This is a genomic window from Enterobacter chengduensis (assembly GCF_001984825.2).
In the GTDB taxonomy this organism is placed as follows: Bacteria; Pseudomonadota; Gammaproteobacteria; order Enterobacterales; family Enterobacteriaceae; genus Enterobacter; species Enterobacter chengduensis.
In genome coordinates this window covers 3,589,584-3,607,139 of the sequence record NZ_CP043318.1, presented here as the reverse complement: position 1 = coordinate 3,607,139, position 17,556 = coordinate 3,589,584, and the positions used below count along the sequence as shown (strand labels likewise).

The following is a 17,556-nucleotide window of genomic DNA, read 5'->3' as shown; positions in this document are numbered from 1 at the left end:
TCTGTTAAGCGTAGCGGCTTTTATCAGGTTGCCTGTGGGGATGCTCTTAAATTGGCGGCAATGACAACAAAGGCAATACATCTCTTTCAAAGTCATTATAAAATTGGCAGCGAAACGAATTCCAAAAGCCAGGCTATGCTGAGATCAGAGTCACGGTGGTTACTGCCCGTAATTGTGCTCATAGACATCGGTAAACGTGCTGTTACAATCGCTTGCACGTTTACAGACGGAGCGCCAACGGCTCCGTTACGGATGGCAATCAACGATAGCCATACTGAACAGGGAGATATTTATGAAACTTCGGCTGTCGGCGCTTGCGCTTGGCGCGACGATGCTTGTGGGCTGCGCCAGCTCCGGTGAGCAAACGGGACGCTCCGATCCTCTCGAAGGATTTAACCGCTCCATGTATAACTTCAACTACAACGTACTGGACCCGTATGTGGTTCGTCCGGTGGCAGTAGCATGGCGTGATTATGTTCCGCAACCTGCGCGTAACGGGTTAAGTAACTTTACCAGCAACCTCGAAGAGCCTGCGGTAATGGTGAACTACTTCCTGCAGGGTAATCCGTATCAGGGGATGGTGCACTTTACCCGCTTCTTCCTGAACTCCATTTTGGGGATGGGCGGCTTTATTGACGTCGCAGGCATGGCGAACCCGAAACTGCAGCGTGAACAGCCGCACCGGTTCGGCAGCACGCTGGGGCATTATGGCGTGGGATATGGCCCTTACGTGCAGTTACCGTTCTACGGTAGCTTTACGATCCGCGACGATGGTGGCGATATGGTGGATACGCTGTATCCGGTCCTGTCGTGGCTGACCTGGCCGCTGTCGGTGGGTAAATGGACGGTGGAAGGCATTGAAACCCGCGCGCAGCTGCTCGACTCTGATGGTCTGCTTCGCCAGTCTTCCGATCCATACATTATGGTGCGTGAAGCCTACTTCCAGAATCATGACTTTATTGCCAACGGCGGTAAGCTGAAGCCGGAAGAGAACCCGAACGCGAAGGCGATCGAAAACGAACTCAAAGATATCGATTCGGAGTAAATAAAAAAGGTGAGCGATGCTCACCTTTTTTGATTCAAGCGCGATTAGAACGCGTAGTTGAAGTTCATGCCGTACAGCCAGGCTTTACCTTCGGAAGAGAACTCATAAGGACCTTCCTTAAAGTTAACTTTTTGACCGTGCATATAAGAGATGCCGGCATCAACAGAGGCGTCTTTGTTGAATGCATAAGTCGCACCCGCGCTCAGCCAGAAGCGGTCCTGATCGGGAATGGAAATAGAACGTTTGTCAGCGGGTACCGGACTGTCATCGAAGGCAATACCGGTACGGAAGGTCCAGTTGTCATCCATATAGTAGGTAGTCCCCAGCGCGATGCGGTAAGCATCACGGAAGCTTTCATCTTTATAGAAGAGCGTGTCGCCATTGCTGTTGGTCGCCTTAAGTTCCTGGAACTGGCTCCAGCTGGTGTAGGTCAGGCTATAGTGGACAGCCCACTGTGGAGCCACTTTGTTATAACCTGACAGTTCCCACATTTCAGGGAGGTGCAGGCTCAGAGAGCCGCCAGTGGTTTGGCCATTGGTTCCCATCGGCAGACCGAAGTTGCCGAGGATCTGGTTATAAGCTGAAGGGAGGCTGCTCTTGTAATCGCCATCAAAGTCGATTTTAACTTCGGAACGGTAGGTAAAGCCGTAACGGTTGTTTTTATCGATTTCATAAAGGATACCGGCGTTCCAGCCAAAGCCCCACTCATCACCCTTCAGATACGCGATCTGAGTGTCTGCCGGGATACCCGCAACTTGACGCGCCAGGGCTGGCGGCAGTGCGCCTGAGCCCGCGACGACTTTGCCCAGGTCGCCCGCGTAGCGTTCGATCTTCGCTTTTGCATACACAGCGTCAAAGCCAACGCCGAAACTCCAGTGGTTATCCAGACGGTAAGCACCGCTCAGGTTCAGGTTCAGAGTTTCCAGGTCGGTTTTACCGCCGAAAGCCCCAGCTGCATAGTCGTTATTGAACTCGGTTGCTAAACCGTAGTTTGAGGTTACGGATGCGCCCCAGCCGAACTGGTCGTTAATCGGCGCCACGAAGTGCATGTTTGGAACCCATGCCGTTGGGGCAATGTTATCCGCTTTCAGATTGGCGCCTGTCGGTGAACGGCCAGAGATATCAACCCCTGGATCGACAAAAATAGCACCGGCAGAGAATGTCGGACGATCGAACATCATGATTAATGCAGGGTTGCGACTCGCGTTGCCCGCATCATCCGCAATAGCGCCTTCCCCGGAATACGCACGGCCAAGGCCAGAGGAAGAAAATTCGTTTAACTGAAAGCCCGCTGACCAGGCGGAAGTGGAGACGAGTGCCACTGCGACTGCCAGCGCAGTCTTGTTGAACAGGGTTTTCTGGCTCATGACCATAACCTCATTGAGTTATTTTTATTCAATAATTGTTACATACCGTAACAGGAGCGCGAAGTGTAGGGTCTGAGGTATGACAGACAAATCAGACCAGTGGCCAGAGTATAGGTCCGACCAGCCTGAATGTTGCAAGTTTGTTTATTAATATTTTCAAACATGTTTCGTGAAACGAGATCTGGTTGGCAAAATTGTGACCATCGCGACTCACCCAAAAGGGTGGTTTTTGTTTTAGATCATTTTTTAGTGTGATATTGGTCACTTATCCGATTTTGCGCCATTAACGGCTGGAGAGAGCCCGCGCCGGGGCGTAAAATAGCAGCATCGTGTTTATCTCGCGCGCTGCGCGAATACAGAGGAAATTGAGCTATGAGTAAATGCAGTGCTGATGAAACCCCGGTTTGCTGCTGTATGGATGTTGGTACCATCATGGACAACACCGATTGCACCGCCTCTTACAGCCGTGTATTCACCAACCGCGCTGACGCGGAAGAAACCCTGGCCGCGCTGAGCAAGCGTGCGCGTGATGTTGAATCCGATCCGTGTGAAATCAAGTCTACCTTTACCGAAGTGGAAGGCGGCGTGAAGCTGGACATCGACTTTGTCTTCGCCTGCGAAGCAGAAACGCTGATTTTCCAGCTGGGTCTGCGTTAATTTCTGCGGCCTGATGCCCTCACCCCGACCCTCTCCCACTGTACGGTCCGGGGACATGGTAGACAGGTGTTCGGGGACATGGTGAACACTTTTTAACATCCTTTACCCATGGTGATCGACTTTTTCTTCAGGTCGATCACCCCCACTTTCGTGCTGTACCACCACACTTCATAGCAGCCATCCTCCTGCGTCTCCTTCAGCCCCACCCGTTCTCCCCTGAACGCCTTTCCTGCATTCAGACTGGCTCCCTGTAAGCTCAGCTTCCCGCTGATATCCACTTTCCTGACCAGCACACCTTCATCGTATTCCGGGGGCGTCACGCTGCCGCTGTACTGCCGCCCAGACGGCTGATAGCGTGAGGCCGGGACCGCCATATCCAGCGCCTCGTGCGGGCGTTCAAGGTTATAGACCGTCCGCCAGTGGTCGAAGGCACGCTGCAGCTCGCCGCTGTCCGCGAACCATTTCCCCTGCAGCACTTCCGCCTTCAGGCTGCGGTGAAAACGCTCCAGCTTGCCCTGCGTCTGCGGATGATAAGGCCGGGAGTGGCCCACCCGGATACCGTGGCGCATCAGCCACAGCTCCAGCGCCGTCCAGGTGCCGGTGGTGTCGCCCCACGGTGAGCCGTTATCCATCGTCATCCGGTCCGGCAGGCCGTAGCGTTCAAAGACGCTGACCAGCTGTTGCTGCACGGTCTCACGCCGTTCATCGGTACAGTGTGTGAGGCACAGGGAAAAACGGGAGTGGTCGTCGAGCAGGGTGAGCGGATGGCAACGGCCGCCGCCAAAGGGGAAGTGCCCCTTAAAATCCATCTGCCAGAGCCGGTTCGGGGCGTCATGTTCGAACCGTCCGGTGGCCGGAATACCCGGAGCCGTGCCGGGCAGCAGGCCGTGACGGGCCATCAGGTTATGGACAGTGCTGAAGGCAGGCATACGGTGTCCCTGGTCTTCCAGCCAGCGCTTAATCTTGCGGGCGCCCCAGCGTTCATGACGCTCATGTGCCATGCGCAGCAGGGCGGTGACGTCGTCAGACGAGCGGTTGGGGGAATGATGCGGCGTGCGGGGGCGGTCCTGCAGGCCGGGTTCGCCCTCGACAGCCCAGCGCTGAAGCCACTTGTAGCCGGTAGCAGGTGAAATGCCGAAGCGACGGCAGAGGGAACGGATGTTCGCCCCGTCCTGCGAGGCGAACAAAACAAACTCGGTACGTAATGACATGGTATCTCTCGCATCCCAGGGCATAAGCGACTCCATAAACGGGTTCTTATGCCTTAGTTGTAAGTGTCTACCATGTCCCCGAACAAGTGTTCACTATGTCCCCGGACTGTACACCCACAGGGAGAGGGCGCAAACATTAAAAACGGTAACCTACGGGTTACCGTTTTGCTTTTACCTCGGAGCATTTTCTTTTTCTTCTCTGTGTTTTAGCTCGCACTTTTTCGTTTCCCTGATTGGCTGAATGTAAAAAAATGGTTAAGACTATTATCAGGTCAGACCACTTTATATTTGCGTAAATTTTTTACAGGGGAGTGTTATGAGTCAGGCATTACCGCTTATTACCCGTCAGGGCGATCGCATTGCCATAGTCAGTGGATTGCGCACGCCCTTTGCGCGTCAGGCAACGGCGTTTCATGGCATACCGGCCGTCGACCTGGGGAAAATGGTAGTGGGGGAGATGCTGGCTCGCAGCGAAATTCCGCCGGAGGTCATCGAACAGCTGGTGTTCGGCCAGGTTGTACAGATGCCCGAAGCCCCCAATATTGCGCGAGAAATCGTCCTCGGTACCGGGATGAACGTGCATACCGACGCCTACAGCGTCAGCCGCGCCTGCGCAACCAGTTTCCAGGCCGTGGCTAACGTCGCCGAAAGCCTGATGGCGGGCACGATTCGCGCCGGGATTGCAGGTGGGGCAGACTCCTCTTCGGTGCTGCCAATTGGGGTGAGTAAAAAGCTTGCGCGTATCCTGGTGGATGCCAACAAAGCCCGTACGACGGGTCAGAAACTCAAACTCTTCTCGCGTTTACGCCTGCGCGACCTTATGCCCGTACCGCCTGCCGTCGCGGAATATTCCACCGGCCTGCGCATGGGCGATACCGCCGAGCAGATGGCGAAAACCTACGGCATTACCCGTGAACAGCAGGATGCCCTGGCGCATCGTTCACATCAGCTGGCGGCAAAAGCCTGGTCGGAAGGCAAGCTGACCGACGAGGTCATGACCGCCTACATCCCGCCCTATCGCGAACCGCTCGCGGAGGACAACAATATTCGCGGCACCTCAACCCTTGCGGATTACGCCAAACTGCGTCCGGCATTTGACCGCAAGCACGGTACGGTGACGGCGGCGAACAGTACGCCGCTGACGGATGGTGCCGCCGCCGTGATCCTGATGACCGAATCCCGCGCGAAAGAGCTGGGCATCACCCCTCTGGGCTATTTGCGCAGCTATGCCTTCACCGCGATTGACGTCTGGCAGGACATGCTGTTGGGACCGGCCTGGTCCACGCCGCTGGCGCTGGATCGCGCGGGGCTGACGCTGGCTGATTTAACCCTGATTGATATGCACGAAGCCTTCGCCGCACAAACCCTGGCAAACGTACAGCTGCTGGCAAGCGAGCGCTTCGCGCGCGATGTGCTGGGCCGCGCCCATGCCACGGGCGAAGTGGATCAGAGTAAATTCAACGTGCTTGGCGGGTCTATCGCCTACGGACATCCGTTTGCCGCCACGGGGGCGAGGATGATCACGCAAACATTACATGAACTCCGTCGCCGCGGCGGCGGGTTTGGCCTTGTTACCGCCTGTGCGGCGGGCGGCCTCGGCGCAGCAATGGTTCTGGAGGCTGAATAATGGATATGCCATCTGCATTTAATCTGACGGTTCGCCTCGACAACGTGGCCGTTATCACTATTGATGTGCCTGATGAAAAGATGAATACCCTGAAGGCCGAATTTGGCGTTCAGGTGCGCGCGATGCTAAAGCAGATCCGCGACAACAAAGCCATTCGCGGCCTGGTGTTTATCTCCGCCAAGCCGGATAACTTTATCGCCGGGGCCGATATCAACATGATCGCCCGGGCGCAAAGCGCGCTGGAAGCCGAAGAGCTGGCGCGTCAGGGCCAGCAGGTGATGGCCGAGATCAACGGCCTGCCGATCCCGGTTATCGCAGCGATCCACGGCGCCTGTCTGGGCGGCGGACTTGAGCTGGCGCTGGCCTGCCACAGCCGCATTTGTACCGACGATGCGAAAACCATTCTCGGCCTGCCAGAGGTGCAATTAGGACTCCTGCCCGGTTCCGGCGGAACGCAGCGGCTGCCGCGCCTGGTGGGCGTCAGCACGGCGCTGGAGATGATCTTAACCGGTAAACAGCTGCGTGCCCGTCAGGCGCTGAAAGCCGGTCTGGTCGATGACGTCGTGCCGCAGTCCATTTTGCTGGAGGCCGCCGTTGAGCTTGCGCTGAAAGGGCGTCAGGCAAAACGTCCTCTGCCGGTTCGCGAGCGCGTGCTGGCCGGCCCGCTGGGGAGAGCGTTCCTGTTCAACATGGTGGGCAAAAAGACCGAACAAAAAACCAAAGGTAACTACCCGGCGGCAAAGCGGATCCTGGAGGTCATTGAGACCGGGTTGGCCCAGGGAAGCAGCAGCGGCTATGCCGCGGAGGCCAAAGCCTTTGGTGAACTGGCGATGACGCCGCAGTCCCGGGCGCTGCGCAGTATCTTCTTCGCCAGCACGGACGTGAAAAAAGATCCCGGCAGCGAGGCTGAACCCGCACCGCTGCGCGCCATTGGCGTACTCGGCGGGGGGCTCATGGGCGGCGGTATCGCGTTTGTTACCGCCAGCAAAGGCAAACTGCCTGTACGCATCAAAGACATTAATCCTAAGGGAATCAATCACGCGCTGCAGTACAGCTGGCAGAGCCTTGATCAAAAAGTCAAACGCCGCCATATCAAGGCAAGCGAGCGTGATAAAACCCTGGCGATGATCTCCGGTACGACGGATTACAGCGGTTTTGCGCACCGCGACCTGGTGATTGAAGCCGTATTTGAAGATCTGGCGCTTAAGCAGCAGATGGTGGCAGACGTTGAGCAACGCTGCGCGCCGCACACTATTTTCGCCTCCAATACGTCGTCATTACCTATTGGCGATATCGCGGCAAACGCCGCGCGTCCGGAGCAGGTGATAGGGCTGCACTTCTTTAGCCCGGTCGAAAAAATGCCGCTGGTGGAGGTTATTCCCCACGCGACCACCAGCCCGCAAACCATCGCCACGGTGGTCAAGCTTGCGAAGAAGCAGGGCAAAACGCCGATCGTGGTTGCAGATAAAGCCGGCTTCTACGTTAACCGCATTCTGGCTCCCTACATTAATGAAGCCATGCGGCTGCTGACGGAAGGCGAGAAGATCGAGCACGTCGACGAGTCGCTGGTGAAGTTTGGTTTCCCCGTTGGCCCAATCCAACTTTTGGATGAGGTGGGAATAGACACCGGCACTAAAATTATACCTGTACTGGAGGCGGCTTATGGCGATCGTTTTAGCCCGCCTGCAAACATTGTTTCTGCAATTTTGAAGGACGATCGCAAAGGCAGAAAAAATGAACGCGGTTTCTATCTTTACGGCGCGAAAGGGCGTAAAAGCAAGAAACAGGTCGACCCTTCGGTTTATGGGCTTATTTCGACCTCGGGGCAGGGAAAACTGTCCGCCGTTCAGTGTGCAGAGCGCTGCGTAATGATGATGCTCAATGAAGCGGCGCGCTGCTTTGGTGAAAAGGTCATCGGGAGCGCGCGCGACGGCGACATCGGCGCGGTATTTGGCATTGGTTTCCCGCCGTTTCTTGGCGGCCCGTTCCGTTATATGGATACGCTCGGCGCGGGTGAAGTGGTTGCGATCCTGCAGCGTTTGGCGTCGCAATATGGTCCGCGGTTCACACCGTGTGACGAATTATTGCAGATGGCGGAACGAGGCCAGACATTTTGGCCTGCAAGGGAAACTGTCCTCGTAAGCTGAGGTCAAAGAAGGGTAAATCCTAAAGTAAATGAACCTGTTCTGGCGATTTTGTAAACAGAGATTGACTATACTTACGCCATTGAGGTAAAAAACAGCGTTTCATTCACCGAATGGATCAGGCACAATGCCCGGCCATCGGGTTTTCTACCTCATAGCATCTATCGCGGGTAGTTAACGCCGGTGATTCTGGTTAACAAAAGCGGTGCAATATGCAAGTTTTTATCATGCGTCACGGCGACGCGGCACTCGATGCCGCCAGTGACTCAGTACGTCCTTTGACCGTCTGTGGCTGCGACGAATCTCGTCTGATGGCGAACTGGCTTAACGGTCAAAAAGTGGACATCGAGCGCGTTCTGGTGAGTCCGTTCCTGCGCGCAGAACAGACGTTGGACGTGGTAGGGGAGTGTATGAACCTGCCGTCCAGCGTGGATGTTCTTCCTGAACTCACCCCTTGTGGCGATGTCGGCCTTGTCAGCGCTTATCTTCAGGCGTTGTGCAATGAAGGTGTCGCTTCCGCGCTGGTCATTTCCCACCTGCCACTGGTTGGCTATCTGGTATCTGAGCTGTGCCCGGGCGAGACCCCGCCGATGTTCACGACATCCGCCATTGCCAATGTTTCTCTCGACGAAACGGGCAAAGGTGTCTTCAACTGGCAAATGAGTCCGTGCAATCTGAAGATGGCAAAAGCGATCTGACGTGACGTGCGATAGGGCGGGGAGCAATCAGCTTCCCGCCGTGCTGTCAGGGCAACTCTGGCGGCTGCCACTCTTCTACTTCTATCAACACCAGCAATGCGGCATCTCCGCCGTACTCTTTCGGTGCCTGATGAAACGCCATCACGTGCGGGTGCTGAGCCAGCCACAGCGGCGTCTGCTGCTTAAGGATATGTTTACCGTGGCCGTGCATCACGCAGGCGCAAAAAACATGCTCGCGGCGACAGGCGGCGATCAACGCCCCCAGCTCCTGTTTGGCCTGCATCTGCGTTAACCCGTGCAGATCGAGAAACAGCTCCGGCGAATAATCCCCGCGACGTAATTTTTTCAGCTCAAAATGGCTGACGTCTTCGCGCACGTACTTCACCGCGCCCTGCGTGTTAAGCAGCGGCTGAAATTCATCTGAAAAATAGTGGCTATTATCCGCCTGCTCCTGCAGCAGCCGTTTGACCGGGACTTCAGTGATTTTTTTACGCAGCGGGCGATGGACAATGGTGTCCTGCGCGATTTTACGCGTCCCGGTCATGAGCTGCCTGAACAGCGCCTGATCCTCCTCGCTGAGCGATGTTTTCTTTTTCATTCGTCATTCTCATCTCGTATTTCCGACAGTGTACCCGACTAAACGCATTTTTTAACCTCAAGCGGGACGCGTCATTGCTGATTTATCGCCGTCTTCATGGCAAACTAGCCGCCGAAAATTATGCGAGCATGCCCTGGAGGAAAGAGTGGATAAAATTTTTGTCGATGAAGCAGTAAACGAGCTGCATACCATACAGGACATGTTGCGCTGGTCGGTTAGCCGCTTCAGCGCCGCCAATATCTGGTACGGCCACGGTACCGACAACCCGTGGGATGAGGCCGTGCAGCTGGTGCTGCCGTCCCTCTATCTGCCGCTGGATATTCCGGAAGACATGCGCACCGCGCGCCTGACCTCCAGCGAAAAACACCGCATCGTTGAGCGCGTGATCCGCCGCGTCAACGAACGCATTCCGGTCGCCTACCTGACCAACAAAGCCTGGTTCTGCGGCCACGAGTTCTATGTTGACGAACGCGTGCTGGTGCCGCGCTCGCCGATTGGTGAGCTGATCAACAACCACTTTGAAGGCCTTATCGGCCATCAGCCGCAGCACATTCTGGATATGTGTACCGGCAGCGGCTGTATCGCCATTGCCTGCGCGTACGCCTTCCCGGAAGCGGAAGTGGACGCCGTCGATATCTCCACCGACGCGCTGGCGGTCACCGAGCACAACATTGAAGAGCACGGCCTGATCCACCACGTCACGCCAATTCGCTCTGACCTGTTCCGCGACCTGCCGACGCTGCAGTACGATCTGATCGTCACCAACCCGCCGTACGTCGATGCGGAAGATATGTCGGATCTGCCGAACGAATATCGCCACGAGCCGGAGCTGGGTCTGGCGTCAGGATCTGACGGCCTGAAGCTGACCCGCCGCATCCTGGCCTGCGCGCCGGATTATCTGACCGACGACGGCGTTCTGATTTGTGAAGTGGGCAACAGCATGGTACATCTGATAGAGCAGTACCCGGATGTGCCGTTCACCTGGCTTGAGTTCGACAACGGCGGTGACGGCGTCTTTATGCTGACCAAAGCGCAGCTGCTCGACGCGCGCGAACACTTCAGCATCTATAAAGATTAATCCAGCGGGCTTCGGCCCGTTTCACAACGCTCAAACACAAACAACAACATCGGAGCCGTGATGGCAGGAAACAGTATTGGACAGGTATTCCGCGTGACCACCTTTGGCGAGTCGCACGGGCTGGCGCTGGGCTGTATCGTTGATGGCGTACCGCCAGGCATCGAGCTGACCGAAGCCGATTTACAGCACGACCTTGACCGTCGTCGCCCGGGCACCTCTCGCTACACCACGCAGCGTCGCGAGCCGGACCAGGTCAAAATTCTCTCCGGGGTCTTTGAAGGCCGCACCACCGGGACCAGCATTGGCCTGCTGATCGAAAACACCGACCAGCGCTCCCAGGACTACGGCGCCATCAAAGACGTCTTCCGTCCGGGCCACGCCGACTACACCTACGAGCAAAAGTACGGCTTCCGCGACTATCGCGGCGGCGGACGTTCTTCCGCGCGTGAAACCGCGATGCGCGTCGCGGCGGGCGCCATTGCTAAGAAATACCTGCAGCAGAAATTTGGCATCGTTATTCGCGGCTGTCTGACCCAGATGGGCGACATTCCGCTGGCGATCAAAGACTGGGATCAGGTTGAGCAAAACCCGTTCTTCTGCGCCGATGCCGACAAGCTTGAGGCGCTGGACGAACTGATGCGCGGCCTGAAAAAAGAGGGCGACTCCATTGGGGCGAAAGTCACCGTGGTGGCGGACGGCGTCCCGGCGGGCTGGGGCGAGCCGGTGTTTGACCGTCTCGACGCCGACATCGCCCACGCGCTGATGAGCATCAACGCGGTGAAGGGCGTAGAGATTGGCGACGGCTTCGACGTGGTTGGGCTTCGCGGCAGCCAGAACCGAGACGAAATCACGAAGGCGGGCTTCCAGAGCAACCACGCGGGCGGCATTCTGGGCGGTATCAGCAGCGGGCAGCAGATTATTGCCAACATCGCGCTCAAGCCAACCTCCAGCATCACCGTGCCGGGCCACACGATTAACCGCGATGGCGAAGAAGTTGAGATGATCACCAAAGGACGTCACGATCCGTGCGTGGGGATCCGCGCGGTGCCGATCGCAGAAGCGATGCTGGCGATCGTGCTGATGGATCACTTCCTGCGCCAGCGCGCGCAGAATGCGGATGTGACGACCACCATTCCACGCTGGTAAACATGAAAAAAACCGCAATTGCTCTGCTGGCGCTGCTCGCCAGTGGAGCCAGTCTGGCCGCGACGCCATGGCAAAAAATCACCCACCCGGTCGCGGGAAGCGCGCAGTCTATCGGCGCCTTTTCTAACGGCTGTATCGTCGGCGCGCAGGAGCTTCCGCTGCAGTCGGATAACTATCAGGTGATGCGTACCGACCAGCGCCGTTATTTCGGCCACCCTGACCTGGTATTGTTCATCCAGCGACTGGGAAATCAGGTGCACAACCTGGGGCTGGGGACGATGCTGATTGGCGACATGGGCATGCCTGCCGGCGGGCGCTTCAACGGCGGGCACGCCAGCCACCAGACCGGACTGGATGTCGATATCTTCCTGCAGCTGCCGAAGACGCGCTGGAGCTCCGCCCAACTGCTGAAGCCGCAGGCGCTGGATCTGGTGGCGAGCGACGGCAAGCGCGTGGTGCCGTCCCTGTGGACGCGGGACATATCCAGCATGATCAAGCTGGCGGCGGAAGATAACGACGTTACGCGAATTTTTGTTAACCCGGCCATCAAGCAGCAGCTCTGCCTGGATGCCGGAACCGATCGCGACTGGCTGCGCAAGGTGCGTCCGTGGTTCCAGCATCGTGCGCACATGCACGTTCGCCTGCGCTGCCCGGCGAACAGCCTGGAATGTGAAGATCAGCCGCTACCTCCGCCAGGCGATGGCTGTGGGGCAGAACTGCAAAGCTGGTTTGAACCGGCAAAACCTGGAACCTCTAAGCCTGAGAAGAAGACACCGCCTCCGCTGCCGCCTTCCTGCCAGGCGCTACTGGATGAGCATGTACTTTAATGGATAATTTCGTCGATCTGTTTATGGTGTCACCGCTGCTGCTGGTGGTGCTGTTCTTTGTGGCGATGCTGGCCGGTTTTATCGATGCTCTTGCGGGCGGCGGCGGGTTGTTAACCGTCCCCGCGCTGCTGGCGGCGGGCATGAGCCCGGCGCAGGCGCTGGCCACCAACAAGCTGCAGGCCTGCGGCGGCTCGCTCTCGGCGTCGCTCTATTTTATCCGCCGCAAGGTGGTGAGCCTGGCCGACCAGAAGCTTAACATCCTGATGACCTTTATCGGCTCCACGTCGGGCGCGCTGCTGGTTCAGCACGTGCAGTCGGATATTTTGCGCCAGATCCTGCCGATTCTGGTCATCTGCATCGGGCTTTACTTCCTGCTGATGCCAAAGCTCGGTGAGGAAGACCGGCAGCGTCGCCTGCACGGCCTGCCGTTTGCCCTGATTGCCGGGGGCTGCGTCGGTTTTTACGACGGTTTCTTCGGCCCGGGGGCCGGCTCGTTTTACGCGCTGGCGTTTGTGACGCTGGCCGGGTTTAACCTCGCCAAATCCACCGCCCATGCCAAAGTGCTCAACGCGACCTCGAACGTCGGCGGCCTGCTGCTGTTTATCATTGGCGGCAAGGTCATCTGGGCTACCGGGTTTGTGATGATGGCGGGGCAGTTTCTCGGCGCGCGCGCGGGCTCGCGCCTGGTATTAAGCAAAGGGCAAAAACTGATTCGACCGATGATCGTTATCGTCTCGGCCGTAATGAGCGCCAAACTTCTTTATGACAGCCATGGACAGGAGATCCTCACCTGGTTGGGGATGCACTAATGAACAGTACGCATAAATACGAACAGCTGATTGAGATTTTCGACGGCTGTTTTGCTGACGATTTTAATACCCGTCTGATTAAAGGCGACGACGAACCGATCTATCTTCCTGCTGATGCAGAGGTTCCGTACAACCGCATCGTCTTTGCCCACGGCTTTTATGCCAGCGCGCTTCACGAGATTTCGCACTGGTGCATCGCCGGGAAAGCGCGTCGTGAGCTTGTGGACTTCGGCTACTGGTACTGCCCGGACGGGCGCGACGCCGCGACCCAGGGGCAGTTTGAGGACGTTGAGGTGAAGCCCCAGGCGTTTGACTGGCTGTTCTGCGTGGCGGCGGGGTATCCGTTTAACGTCAGCTGCGACAACCTCGAGGGCGACTTCGAGCCAGACCGTATCGTCTTCCAGCGCCGCGTGCACGCGCAGGTGATGGAATATCTTGATAAGGGCATCCCGGAACGCCCGGCGCGCTTTATCAAGGCCTTACAGAATTATTACCACACGCCGGAAATCACGGCGGAATGCTTCCCGTGGCCGGAAGATCTTTAACAGAGGAAAGAAGATGATCGCAGAATTTGAAGCACGCATTCTGGCGTTAATTGATGACATGGTGGAACACGCCAGTGATGATGAGCTGTTCGCCAGCGGTTATCTGCGTGGTCACCTGACGCTCGCGGTAGCCGAGCTGGAAGCGGGTGACGATCACTCTGCCGACGCCGTTCATGAGGAAGTGACCCGGAGTCTGGAGAAAGCCATTCAGGCCGGGGAACTCTCCCCGCGCGACCAGACTCTGGTGCTGGGCATGTGGGACAATTTGTTCGAGCAGGCTAAACGCTAGGTCATCGTATTTCGCCCGGTGGCGCTGCGCTTACCGGGCCTACGAATATCCCCTCTCCCTGTGGGAGAGGGTTTGGGTGAGGGGACCAGACCGCACCCTATTTAACCGTCTTCCCCTTCAGCAGTTTCCGCACCCACAATCGATTCGGATTCAGTCCCGCAAGCGTAACCCTGTCCAGCGGTAACGGCTCGTTGCTCATTTGCGCGGCTAACGCTTCGGCCAGCAGCGGCGCAGAGCACAGCCCGCGGGAGCCCAGCCCGCCCAGCATATACAGCTCCGGATAGACCGGCGCGCTGACCGCTTTATCCCGGTTATCAGCAAGGTCCTCATAGACCTCAAGCGTTGCCTCGTAGTCCGGCACGTTTCCCATCATCGGCAGGTGATCGCGGGTGGCGCAGCGCACGCCGCAGCGCGCGTCACCCGCGCTGACGTCAACCTCTTGCGCCCACGCCGCGTCCGGGAAGCAGTCAATCAGGCGCTGACGGTTTTGCGCCTGATCCTCCTCGCTGTAGCGCATTTCCGCCTCGCCGCGATGGTAGCTGGCCCCGATGCAGTGATGGCCGTTAGACGGGTTTTGCGGCGTCAGATAGCCGTCATAGCACAGCACCTGACGCAGCTGGTCGAGCTCAGGCGTGGTCGGGATATGGCTCACCTGCCCGCCAACCGGATACACCGGCAACGTCGCTGTCTGGGCAAACTGGCTGATGTGATGCCCGTTTGCCAACACGACGCTGGCATGGTTTGCCTCCTTGCCATCAGCAAAACGCAGGTGCCAGCGTTCTGTTCGGGACAGTGATTCAACCTTGTGGCCATACCGCACCGTCAGCCCGCGCGAGTGCGCCAGGGCAATGACCGCCGCGGTCAGTTCAGCCGGGCACAGCCAGCCGCCGAGCGGATACTGTATGCCCCCACACCCGGTTTCCACGCCAGCGGTGTCTTTCACCTCCTGCGCGCTTACCGCGCGGGCGATCTCTTCGGGCAGGCCCAGCGACAGCATCTGCGTGATTTTTTGCTGGCTCTTTTCATCCCAGCCGAGCTGCGTGACGCCGCACCAGCTATGGTCGAACGCCACCGGGAGCGCGTCATACAGGCGACGGGCGAAGGTAAACGCCGCAGGGAAAAACCGGAACAGGGCCGGGTCGTGCGCGCTTAAAAGCGGATAGAGCGCCCCCTGACGGTTGCCGGACGCGCCGCTTGCTGGCGCATCGTCAGCACAGTAGAGCGTGACTTGCCAGCCACGATGGAGAAGCGCGAGCGAGAGCAGGGCGCTGGCGATGCCTCCACCGACGATTGCCACCTCGCGGGCTGCGCTGGCGCGGCGAGCAAACCAGGGGGCCTGAGCGTGAACGTCCAGCGTCTGTTCCATCCTGCCGACCAGCATGTCGCGCTTGCGGCCAAAGCCCTTGGTCTTCTGCATGGTAAAGCCCGCTTCCTGCAAGCCTCGGCGGACAAAGCCTGCCGAGGTGAAGGTGGCAAGCGTTGCGCCAGGGCGGGCCAGTCGCGCCATCGCGCTAAACAGATGCTGGCTCCACATGTCCGGATTCTTGGCGGGGGCGAAGCCGTCAAGGAACCACGCGTCCACCGTCTGATTCATCGAATCATCGAGCGTATCGGTCAGCTCATTGATGTCGCCAAGCCACAAGTCAAGGGTTACGCGCCCGCCATTCAGAATCAGACGATGGCAGCCGCCGATGTGGGGCGGCCACTGCGCCTGAAGCTGCTCTGCCCAGGGCGCAAGCTCCGGCCAGCGCTGGTGGGCAAGCCGCAGATCGTGCGCGGTAAGCGGGAATTTTTCGAAACTGATGAAATGTAATCTTTGTAGCGTAGCCTCAGGGTGAGCAGCGTGGAACTGATTAAACGCCTGCCAGAGGGTTAAAAAATTCAGCCCGGTGCCGAATCCGCTTTCCGCGACCACGAACAGGCTCCGCGGGTGCGCCGGGAAGCGGCTGCTGAGCTGGTTTCCATCGAGGAAAACATAGCGAGTTTCTTCGAGTCCGTTATCATTAGAAAAATAGACGTCATCAAAATCTCGGGAAACAGGTGTACCCTCAGCGTTGAATTCGAGGTTGGCGGGTTGTATAGCGTTTTGTTTCACGTAAGTTACTCGTCTGACAGGCAGTGGCACGATCTTAACGATGTGAGTCCATCGGTGCAAATTTCCGCAGAAAATGTCTGATCGGACTTGTTCGGCGTACAAGTGTACGCTATTGTGCGACTCGAAACTTACTATAGTGCGACTTACAGAGGTATTGAATGAAACGTGCAGTGATTACTGGCCTGGGCATTGTTTCCAGCATCGGTAATAACCAGCAGGAAGTCCTGGCATCTCTGCGTGAAGGACGCTCCGGGATCACTTTCTCTGAAGAGTTTAAAGATTCAGGTATGCGCAGCCACGTATGGGGTAACGTCAAACTGGACACCACCGGTTTGATTGACCGCAAAGTGGTTCGTTTCATGAACGATGCCTCTATTTACGCTTATCTCTCCATGCAGGAAGCGATCAAAGATTCCGGCCTGAGTGAAGAGGTTTATCAGAACAACCCGCGCGTGGGTCTGATCGCCGGTTCCGGCGGCTCGTCAAAAGCGCAGGTATTCGGCGCTGACGCAATGCGTAGCCCGCGTGGTCTGAAAGCGGTAGGTCCGTACGTGGTCACCAAAGCCATGGGTTCTGCGGTTTCCGCGTGCCTGGCGACCCCATTCAAAATCCACGGTGTGAACTACTCTATCAGCTCCGCATGTGCGACGTCCGCACACTGCATCGGTAATGCCGTTGAGCAGATCCAGCTGGGTAAACAGGACATCGTATTTGCTGGCGGCGGCGAAGAGCTGGGCTGGGAAATGGCCTGTGAATTCGACGCGATGGGCGCACTGTCCACCAAGTACAACGAAACCCCGGACAAAGCCTCCCGTACCTATGATGCGCACCGCGACGGTTTCGTTATCGCCGGCGGCGGCGGTATGGTTGTGGTTGAAGAGCTGGAGCATGCCCTGGCGCGCGGCGCGCACATCTACGCTGAGATCGTGGGCTACGGTGCAACGTCTGACGGCGCCGACATGGTTGCGCCATCCGGCGAAGGCGCGGTGCGCTGCATGAAGATGGCGATGCACGGCGTTGATACCCCAATCGACTACCTGAACTCCCACGGCACGTCTACTCCGGTAGGCGACGTGAAGGAGCTGGGTGCGATCCGCGAAGTCTTCGGCGACAACAGCCCGGCGATTTCCGCAACCAAAGCCATGACCGGTCACTCTCTGGGTGCGGCTGGCGTGCAGGAAGCGATCTACTCTCTGCTGATGCTGGAAAACGGCTTTATCGCCCCAAGCATCAACATTGACGAGATGGACGAGCAGGCTGCTGGCCTGAACATCGTGACCAAACCAATGGACGCGACGCTGACCACCGTCATGTCAAACAGCTTCGGCTTCGGTGGCACCAACGCCACGCTGGTTATGCGTAAGCTGAAAGCATAAGCGTTTGAATGTATAGTATAAGGGAACCGGAAGGTTCCCTTTTT

The 17,556-nt window shown here is 57.6% G+C and carries 16 protein-coding genes; 12 read left to right on the top strand and 4 right to left on the bottom strand.

Annotated elements, in window-relative coordinates:
• The first annotated feature begins 292 nt into the window (after nucleotides 1–292).
• Nucleotides 293–1,045 (top strand): phospholipid-binding lipoprotein MlaA, encoded by a 753-nt coding sequence (gene mlaA, locus FY206_RS17435; RefSeq protein ID WP_032642039.1) that lies wholly within the window; start codon nucleotides 293–295, stop codon nucleotides 1,043–1,045.
• A 44-nt stretch (nucleotides 1,046–1,089) separates the two neighbouring features.
• Here mlaA and fadL read toward each other — a convergent pair whose 3' ends face one another.
• Entirely contained in the window at nucleotides 1,090–2,412 is a 1,323-nt protein-coding gene (fadL, locus tag FY206_RS17430) for a long-chain fatty acid transporter FadL (RefSeq protein ID WP_032642038.1), read from the bottom strand.
• Nucleotides 2,413–2,784: 372 nt separating this feature from the next.
• Between fadL and FY206_RS17425 the strand changes: the two genes are divergently transcribed.
• Nucleotides 2,785–3,069 (top strand): YfcZ/YiiS family protein, encoded by a 285-nt coding sequence (locus tag FY206_RS17425; RefSeq protein ID WP_032642037.1) that lies wholly within the window; start codon nucleotides 2,785–2,787, stop codon nucleotides 3,067–3,069.
• A gap of 92 nt (nucleotides 3,070–3,161) precedes the next feature.
• Here FY206_RS17425 and FY206_RS17420 read toward each other — a convergent pair whose 3' ends face one another.
• On the bottom strand, nucleotides 3,162–4,304 hold the full coding sequence (locus tag FY206_RS17420) for an IS481 family transposase (RefSeq protein WP_032642036.1): 1,143 nt from the start codon (nucleotides 4,302–4,304) through the stop codon (nucleotides 3,162–3,164).
• Nucleotides 4,305–4,596: 292 nt separating this feature from the next.
• Here FY206_RS17420 and fadI point away from each other — a divergent pair, with 292 nt between their 5' ends.
• The 3 genes from fadI to sixA all read left to right on the top strand — a co-directional run bounded on the left by fadI (nucleotide 4,597) and on the right by sixA (nucleotide 8,749).
• The gene (gene fadI, locus FY206_RS17415) at nucleotides 4,597–5,907 is read left to right on the top strand and encodes an acetyl-CoA C-acyltransferase FadI (RefSeq protein ID WP_021241580.1); all 1,311 of its coding nucleotides are present in this window, start codon (nucleotides 4,597–4,599) and stop codon (nucleotides 5,905–5,907) included.
• The gene (fadJ, locus tag FY206_RS17410; RefSeq protein WP_032642034.1) at nucleotides 5,907–8,054 is read left to right on the top strand and encodes a fatty acid oxidation complex subunit alpha FadJ; all 2,148 of its coding nucleotides are present in this window, start codon (nucleotides 5,907–5,909) and stop codon (nucleotides 8,052–8,054) included. The genes fadI and fadJ overlap by 1 nt, the downstream gene beginning before the upstream one ends.
• A 209-nt stretch (nucleotides 8,055–8,263) precedes the next feature.
• Nucleotides 8,264–8,749, top strand: a complete 486-nt coding sequence (gene sixA, locus FY206_RS17405; RefSeq protein ID WP_024907662.1) for a phosphohistidine phosphatase SixA — start codon at nucleotides 8,264–8,266, stop codon at nucleotides 8,747–8,749.
• Nucleotides 8,750–8,795: 46 nt separating this feature from the next.
• Here the strand turns inward: sixA and smrB are convergent, their stop codons facing one another.
• Nucleotides 8,796–9,347, bottom strand: coding sequence for an endonuclease SmrB (smrB, locus tag FY206_RS17400; RefSeq protein WP_032642032.1), 552 nt, complete (start codon nucleotides 9,345–9,347; stop codon nucleotides 8,796–8,798).
• Nucleotides 9,348–9,492: 145 nt separating this feature from the next.
• Between smrB and prmB the strand changes: the two genes are divergently transcribed.
• Genes prmB through FY206_RS17370 form a run of 6 tightly spaced genes read left to right on the top strand, consistent with a single transcriptional unit; the run spans nucleotide 9,493 to nucleotide 14,041 of the window.
• Complete coding sequence (gene prmB, locus FY206_RS17395) at nucleotides 9,493–10,425, top strand: 50S ribosomal protein L3 N(5)-glutamine methyltransferase (RefSeq protein WP_008502612.1); 933 nt, start codon at nucleotides 9,493–9,495, stop codon at nucleotides 10,423–10,425.
• 60 nt (nucleotides 10,426–10,485) lie between these two features.
• Nucleotides 10,486–11,571, top strand: a complete 1,086-nt coding sequence (gene aroC / locus FY206_RS17390; RefSeq protein WP_032642030.1) for a chorismate synthase — start codon at nucleotides 10,486–10,488, stop codon at nucleotides 11,569–11,571.
• 2 nt (nucleotides 11,572–11,573) lie between these two features.
• A complete protein-coding gene (gene mepA, locus FY206_RS17385) occupies nucleotides 11,574–12,398 on the top strand; it encodes a penicillin-insensitive murein endopeptidase (RefSeq protein WP_032642028.1) in 825 nt (274 codons plus the stop codon).
• The gene (locus tag FY206_RS17380) at nucleotides 12,398–13,207 is read left to right on the top strand and encodes a sulfite exporter TauE/SafE family protein (RefSeq protein WP_032642026.1); all 810 of its coding nucleotides are present in this window, start codon (nucleotides 12,398–12,400) and stop codon (nucleotides 13,205–13,207) included. The genes mepA and FY206_RS17380 overlap by 1 nt, the downstream gene beginning before the upstream one ends.
• On the top strand, nucleotides 13,207–13,752 hold the full coding sequence (locus FY206_RS17375; RefSeq protein ID WP_032642025.1) for an elongation factor P hydroxylase: 546 nt from the start codon (nucleotides 13,207–13,209) through the stop codon (nucleotides 13,750–13,752). Before FY206_RS17380 ends, FY206_RS17375 begins: the two co-directional genes overlap by 1 nt.
• 13 nt (nucleotides 13,753–13,765) lie before the next feature.
• The gene (locus FY206_RS17370) at nucleotides 13,766–14,041 is read left to right on the top strand and encodes a YfcL family protein (protein WP_032642024.1); all 276 of its coding nucleotides are present in this window, start codon (nucleotides 13,766–13,768) and stop codon (nucleotides 14,039–14,041) included.
• Between the two features lie 97 nt (nucleotides 14,042–14,138).
• Here the strand turns inward: FY206_RS17370 and mnmC are convergent, their stop codons facing one another.
• On the bottom strand, nucleotides 14,139–16,136 hold the full coding sequence (gene mnmC, locus FY206_RS17365; RefSeq protein ID WP_032642023.1) for a bifunctional tRNA (5-methylaminomethyl-2-thiouridine)(34)-methyltransferase MnmC2/FAD-dependent 5-carboxymethylaminomethyl-2-thiouridine(34) oxidoreductase MnmC1: 1,998 nt from the start codon (nucleotides 16,134–16,136) through the stop codon (nucleotides 14,139–14,141).
• Between the two features lie 158 nt (nucleotides 16,137–16,294).
• Here mnmC and fabB point away from each other — a divergent pair, with 158 nt between their 5' ends.
• Nucleotides 16,295–17,512: a beta-ketoacyl-ACP synthase I gene (gene fabB, locus FY206_RS17360; protein ID WP_023312571.1), complete on the top strand. Its 1,218-nt coding sequence runs from the start codon at nucleotides 16,295–16,297 to the stop codon at nucleotides 17,510–17,512.
• Nucleotides 17,513–17,556 lie beyond the last annotated feature (44 nt).